This is a genomic window from Sedimentibacter sp. B4, from assembly GCF_000309315.1.
GTDB classification, from domain to species: Bacteria; Bacillota; Clostridia; order Tissierellales; family Sedimentibacteraceae; genus Sedimentibacter; species Sedimentibacter saalensis.
Window position 1 is genome coordinate 40,630 of the sequence record NZ_CANG01000925.1, and the last position, 6,818, is coordinate 47,447.

Genomic DNA, 6,818 nt, shown 5'->3' on the forward strand with positions numbered 1-6,818 from the left:
GAACGCCATGAGGGATCTCAAATAAATGCCTCTTATTTATCTTAATGTTGCTTCAAATTTCTTATTAAGAACCTGAAGAATTTTGTTGTGGATGTTTTCCACTTCCTTATCTTTCAGAGTGCGTTCCTTGTTTCTGTAAGTAACAGAGAATGCAGTGCTCTTGTAGCCTTCCTCAATGTGTTCTCCCTTGTATACGTCAAACAGTTTAACTGATTCAATGAGATGAGGATTTACATTTTTTATTTCTTCTTCCATTTCACCTGCAAGAACTTCGTCCTTCACTATTACAGCAATGTCTCTCACCATTGATGGATATTTAGGAAGAGCTTCATACTTCCATTCTGTGTTTTTGTTTTCAAGGATTTTTTCAACATCAATTTCAGCAATGTAGACTTTGTGGTCAAGTCCATAATTTTCAATTGTCTGATGGCTTGCTTCTCCGTAAATTCCAACAAGCTCTTCATTAATATAAAGGCCTGCTGTTCTTCCGGGGTGGAATGTAGAATTATCTTTAACAGCTTTTAATGATGGTTTTATTCCAAATCTTGAAAGTATTCCTTCAACAATTCCCTTAAGGTCATAGAAGTCGTAATTGCCATACATTCCAATACAAAGCTTTTGCTTTTCATAAGGCTCTTCTGTAACAGGCTGAGACTTCGGAATGAATATGCTTCCGATTTCAAACAGTTTCGCATCATCAACTCCTCTGTTTGAGTTTCTCTGAATTACTTCCATCATGTTTGGAATCAACGTTGTTCTCATGGAACTGAAATCTTCTCCCAGAGGATTAAGTATTTTAACGTAATTCCTAAGAGGGCTGTCCATAGGAGCACATATGTTGTCATAAGTTTTAGGGCTTATGAATGAATATGTTGTTATTTCATAAAGTCCCATGCCGCATGCAATTGTCTTCATGTCATCTTCAAGAAGACGGATTTCGGATTTTCTTCCTACTCTTGTGCTTCCTGTAAGAGGTTTTGACTCAATGTTTTCAAAACCATAAAGTCTTCCCACTTCTTCGATGAGGTCTGCTTCCTGTTCAATGTCAGTTCTGAAATATGGAATTTTACTAATTATTTTTTCGCCGTCAAATGTGCTTTCTATTTCAAGAGTGTTCAGAGATTTAAGCATATCTTCCACAGGAATGTCAACTCCAAGAAGCATTTCGCTTCTGTATGGTCTCAATGTCACTATAGGAGCATCATAATCATTTTTACCTGCTTCAAGATATCCTCCAACAACAGTTCCTGCTCCGATCATCTCTATGAGCTGGCAAGCTCTGAGGCTGGCAAGTTCAACCATCATGTGTCCCATTGGTTTTTCATTTCTTGCTGAAGCTTCAGAACGCATTCCAAGTTTCTTGGAGGTTTCTCTTATGGATTTAGGGTTGAAGTTTGCACTTTCAAGTACCATTACTTTTGTATCGTCGCTAATTTCTGAATTAAATCCGCCCATAACTCCTGCAATGCAGGCAGGTTTTTCACCATCAGCAATAACAAGCATGTTTTCTTTTAATGTTCTTTCAGTCTGGTCTATGGTAACTATTTTTTCATCTTTTTTTGCTCTTCTTGCAACAAGTTTTTTTCCTTCCAGTGCTTCAAGGTTGTATGCGTGAAGAGGCTGACCAAGTTCAAGCATTACGTAATTTGTAACGTCAACTATGTTGCTGATAGGTCTCATTCCTGCATCCATCAGAGTTCTTTGCATCCATAATGGTGAAGGTCCTATTTTTATGTCTTTGATTACTTTTGCATAGAAACGGCTGCACAGATCTTCATCTTCGATTTCAACAGCATTTAAATAATCTTTTATGTCACCTTGTTCATTTTTAACAGAAATTTCAGGGAATTTAAACTTTGTTCCCAAAGTTGCTGCTGTTTCTCTCGCCATTCCAACGATGTTCAGGCAATCCGGTCTGTTGAATGTAACTTCAACTTCCAGAGCACTTCCGTTTAGTTCCAGAACTTCCTTTATGTCTTTTCCAAGAGGAGTGTCTTTTGGAAGAATTATTATTCCGTCCCTTGATTCCTTTGGTATTATTTTATCTTCGAATCCAAGTTCTTCGTAGGAAACCATCATACCGTATGAAGGAAGTCCTCTGAAGTTTGTTTTCTTTATTTTAAGTCCGTTAGGAAGCACAGCTCCTTCAAGTGATACAGGAACAATGTCTCCTTCGCTAATATTTTTAGCTCCGGTTATTATCTGTACAGGTTCTGCTTCGTTTATGTCTATTTGAGTTACAACAAGCTTATCAGCATTTGGATGTTGTTTTATTTCAAGAATTTTTCCGGTTTTAACATTTATTACTTCTTTATTATAATCAATAACAGCATCAACGTGTGATCCTGTAAGTGTCAATTTGTCAGCCAATGTCTTGTCATCCGTGTTAATGTCAACATACTGGCTCATCCATTTAATAGGTACTAACATTTTAACCTCCTAGAATTGTTTTAAGAATCTTACATCATTTTCAAACAAAAGTCTTATGTTTGGAATTCCGTACTTAACCATTGCAACGCGGTCTATTCCCATTCCAAATGCATAACCGGAATATACTTCAGGGTCTATTCCACAGTTTCTAAGCACATTTGGATGAGTCATTCCGCATCCTAAAAGCTCCATGCTCCATCCCGTTCCATGGCATGAAGGGCAGCCCTTGCCCATGCATATTGGGCATGAAACGTCAACTTCGGCGCTTGGTTCTGTAAATGGGAAGTTGTGAGGTCTGAAACGTGTCTTCATGTCGCTGCCGAACAATTCCTTTACAAACTGGTCAATGGAATCCTTAAGGTTTGCCATTGTAACTCCCTTGTCAACAACAAGGCATTCCATCTGGTGGAACATTGGTGAATGTGTGTCATCCACATCGTCAAAACGGAATGTTCTTCCCGTGGAAACCATTCTTATGGGAAGTTTGCCTTCCTTCATTACTCTTATTTCCATTGGTGAAGTGTGTGTTCTTAAAATCAAGTCATCTGCTATGTAGAATGTGTCTGACCAGTCTCTTGAAGGATGGTCATATGGTGCATTAAGATCGTCAAAGTTGTTGGCCACTGTTTCAATTTCAGGTCCGCTTATAACATCGTATCCCATACGCATAAACACGCTCTCAAGTTCTTCCTTTACTTTTATGAGAGGATGTCTTCTGCCTATTTCAGGAATTCTTCCAGGCATAGTTATATCAAGTGTTTCTGTTTTAAGCTTTGCAGCTGATTCGTGATGTGATGCCTTTTCCTTGATTTGTTTAATTTCTTCCTCTATTATTGCTCTTACTTCATTTGCCAGTTTTCCCATTTCGGGTCTTTCTTCTTCGGATAAAGAACCCATTGACCTTAATATTAACGTCAACTCTCCTTTTTTACCCAAGTACTGAACTCTTACTTTTTCAATATCGGCATTATCATTGCATTGTTTCAATTGTTCCAATGCTTCTGTCTTTAATTTTAAAAGTTGCTCTTTCATGAATTCTCCTTTCATATTCCATAATCACATATTTATACAAAATAAACTCCGCCTCTGTAAGAGGCGGAGTCCGCGATACCACTCTAATTTGCTCTTATGAAGAAAATCTTCATAAAAGCCTCATTTATATAACGGTATGACCGTGCAGGACTACTTTGTTTCATCCCACAAGCTCCAAAGCGAATGTTCAGCATAAATGTTTTAAATCATTTCCAGCCTAGATGATTATTCTCTGTAAAAACTTTATTTTATACCTACGTCTTTTTCATTGCCTGATATTCAATTCTATTTAAAGCTTCAAAGCTTTAATAATCCGATTATATCAAATAAATATTTATTTTACAACAGTTTTTTTCTTATTTCATAAATGCTGATTCCTGCTGCAATTGAAGCATTTAAGGATTCTGCTCTTCCTGACATTTTAATTGTAATATTCATATGGGAAGCATCTATTATTTCCCGGGAAACTCCCTGTCCTTCATTTCCAATGACAACACAGATTTTATCAGATTTTTCAATGTCATCAAATGTAAAATCAGACTCCACTACTGTTGAGTAAATTTTAAACCCCTGCTCATATAATCCTCTTATTATTTCTTCATCATCACCATGAATGAAATTTCCTCTGAATATGGCTCCTGCAGAAGCTCTCACAACCTTTGGATTGTACTGGTCCACACAGCCCTTGTTCATTATAACGGCAGCAGGACCGAATGCATCAGCTGTCCTTATGATTGTTCCCAGATTCCCCGGATCCTGAATGCGGTCGCACATAACAGCAAATTTAAAGTCTTTCAGCAATTTTATATCATCTGTGTCATTCTTTTTTATTACTGCAAGAACTCCCTGAGCATTAATGGTATCTGAGACAGAATCAAATACATTGTCTGTGCATGCAATCACTTCAGAATCAACTTTTTTAAGCTCATTTTCCATAGCCTTTGCTTCATTTTTATCCAAAGCACTTTCACTGAATAAAACAAATTTTATATTTGCTTTTTCAGTTATTGCTTCCCTCACAAACTTAATTCCTTCCACCACATATGAATTTTCCTGGTCACGGGATTTTTTTGAGCTTAATGAACGCACATACTTAATTTTTAAGTTATCCTTGCTTGTTATTAAATCCATGGCTACCTTTTTTCACTTATTTTTTTCAGGTTGTCGTTATTTCCAAGTATTACTACAATGTCATCTTTTTTGATTACCGCATCTGATGAAGGAACAATGTTTATGCGTTCGCCAGTCTTGATTGCAATAATTGTCATGTCTGATAGATTCAGTTCCTTCAATGACTTTTGTTCCCATTCTTCAAGAGCTACAGTTTCAATAATGCTGTAATCCTGAGAAAACTCTATTACATCCAGTATGTTTGGAGTCACGAGGCCAAAAGCAACACGCATGCCCATGTCCCTTTCAGGATAAATAACCTTGTCTGCTCCTATTTTCATTAAAAGCTTTCCGTGAATTTCGCTCATGGCTTTGGCTATAACTGTGGGAACCCCTGCTTCTTTTGCTATGAGTGTAGCCATTATGGAAGCTTCCAAATCAGAACCTATTGCTATTACTGCAACATCAAAATTTCTGATTCCCATGGTCCTGAATGAAGGTTCATCCAGTGCGTCCATTTGAACAGCATGAGCCACATACTCAGAAATATCCTTTATTATGTCAGGGTTCTGATCGACAACCATTACGTCATGTCCAAGTTTAGAAAGTGTCTTTGCAACGGAAGAACCGAATCTTCCGCATCCTACTACTATTATCTGTTTCATGTTATTCTCCTTAACCGATTATTACTTTTCCTTCAGGATAAGTATAATTACCAATATTCTTATTTTGTTTTAAAAACGCATATGCAACTGTCATTGGTCCAACTCTTCCGATAAGCATTACCAGTGAAAGTATAAGCTTCCCGGCATCGCTCAAATATGGAGTTAATCCTTTAGAAAGACCAACCGTTGCAAAGGCTGATACAGTTTCAAACAACATATCCAGAAAATCATAACCTGTGGCTTCTTCTGTAATGGCAAGAACAAATGATACAACTATTACAAGCAGCAATGAAATCATTAAAATGGCAGCAGCCCTTATGGTTGTATCAGGTGTTATTCTTCTTTCGAAAACCTCAAAATCTCTCTTACCCTTTACAAGATTATAAAAAGATACAATCAGCACTCCAAAAGTTGTTGTTTTAATACCTCCTGCTGTAGACGCCGGAGAACCTCCGATAAACATTAAAAATATCGTGAAAACTGCAGTTGACATTCTGATTTTTTCTGTTGGAATAGAATTAAAACCAGCAGTCCTGGGATTTACGGCCTGAAATATTGCTGCCTGAATTTTACCTGAGAGGCTTAAGCTGCCCATTGTTTCGGGATTGTTGTGTTCAAGTGCGAACATCATTATTGTTCCACCTATTAAAAGTATTGCTGTAATAACTATAACAAGTTTTGAATGCAGTTGCAGCATGTGGAATTTCTTTGTTTCATATACATCCCAGAATACATAGTATCCGATACCGCCTATTATAATAAGCCCGCAGACAGCAAGAGTTATAATCGGATTGTCTACATAGTTGATCATGCTGTTACCTATAAGGTCAAAACCAGCGTTACAAAAGGATGAAACTGCATGAAATACAGAATATCCAATACCTTTTGAAACTCCATAATCTCTTATAAAAACAAAGGAAAACAATATTGCTCCAATAAGTTCAATTGCAAATGTGAAAATCAGTATATTCTTTGTAAGCCTTACAACGCCCTGGAGTTCATCCACATTTCGTTCTTCCATAATAAATACCCTTGTTTTTAAGGACATTCTTTTTCCAATGAAAAAAGAAATTAAAGCTGTCATTGTCATTACTCCAAGTCCGCCTACCTGTATGAGCACAACAATAATTGTTTTGCCAAAGACAGTCCAGTGAGAAGCTGTATTAACTACAACAAGCCCTGTTACGCAAACTGCTGATGTAGCCGTAAAAAGGGCATTAACAAAGCCTACACTTCTGTTGTTTTGTGAAGCTACAGGCAATGTAAGGAGAATCGCTCCTATTAAAATGATTGTTGTAAACCCAAGAAAGAAAACCATGTAAGGGTTTCTTTTAACGCCGCATACAACATTGTATATTTTTTTCATTTGATTTTACCTCATATATCATAAAATGCACAAACTAATATGATTTATGCATTACTATGTCATTAGATTATAACACTTTTGTGTTATTTTTCAACATAATTTTATTTTGATTGACTAATACATTATGTAGGGGCGGATCTTGTGTCCGCCCGGGGTCATTGATTTATTAAATGCGGGAGAACACAAGGTTCTCCCCTACAAAACTGTAATTCTTA

General features: G+C 36.9%; 5 protein-coding genes and 1 other annotated feature. All 5 genes read right to left on the reverse strand.

Translation table 11 applies throughout. From position 1 onward, the window contains the following. Positions 1-36: 36 nt before the first annotated feature. Positions 37-2,430: a phenylalanine--tRNA ligase subunit beta gene (gene pheT / locus BN358_RS15760; protein ID WP_019229507.1), complete on the reverse strand. Its 2,394-nt coding sequence runs from the start codon at positions 2,428-2,430 to the stop codon at positions 37-39. 9 nt (positions 2,431-2,439) lie between these two features. Continuing rightward, positions 2,440-3,462, reverse strand: coding sequence for a phenylalanine--tRNA ligase subunit alpha (pheS, locus tag BN358_RS15765; protein ID WP_019229508.1), 1,023 nt, complete (start codon positions 3,460-3,462; stop codon positions 2,440-2,442). A gap of 56 nt (positions 3,463-3,518) precedes the next feature. After that, positions 3,519-3,740: a binding site (T-box leader), on the reverse strand. 61 nt (positions 3,741-3,801) lie between these two features. Then, the gene (locus BN358_RS15770) at positions 3,802-4,593 is read right to left on the reverse strand and encodes an RNA methyltransferase (protein WP_019229509.1); all 792 of its coding nucleotides are present in this window, start codon (positions 4,591-4,593) and stop codon (positions 3,802-3,804) included. A gap of 2 nt (positions 4,594-4,595) precedes the next feature. Then, positions 4,596-5,237 (reverse strand): TrkA family potassium uptake protein, encoded by a 642-nt coding sequence (locus BN358_RS15775; RefSeq protein ID WP_019229510.1) that lies wholly within the window; start codon positions 5,235-5,237, stop codon positions 4,596-4,598. 10 nt (positions 5,238-5,247) lie between these two features. Beyond that, a complete protein-coding gene (locus BN358_RS15780) occupies positions 5,248-6,603 on the reverse strand; it encodes a TrkH family potassium uptake protein (RefSeq protein ID WP_019229511.1) in 1,356 nt (451 codons plus the stop codon). Positions 6,604-6,818: the final 215 nt, after the last annotated feature.

Bases quoted from the DNA above. Each gene is read 5' to 3' on its own strand.
- pheS (WP_019229508.1), bottom strand. From the start codon at position 3,462: ATGAAAGAGCAACTTTTAAAATTAAAGACAGAAGCATTGGAACAATTG.
- BN358_RS15775 (WP_019229510.1), bottom strand. From the start codon at position 5,237: ATGAAACAGATAATAGTAGTAGGATGCGGAAGATTCGGTTCTTCCGTT.
- pheT (WP_019229507.1), bottom strand. From the start codon at position 2,430: ATGTTAGTACCTATTAAATGGATGAGCCAGTATGTTGACATTAACACG.
- BN358_RS15780 (WP_019229511.1), bottom strand. From the start codon at position 6,603: ATGAAAAAAATATACAATGTTGTATGCGGCGTTAAAAGAAACCCTTAC.
- BN358_RS15770 (WP_019229509.1), bottom strand. From the start codon at position 4,593: ATGGATTTAATAACAAGCAAGGATAACTTAAAAATTAAGTATGTGCGT.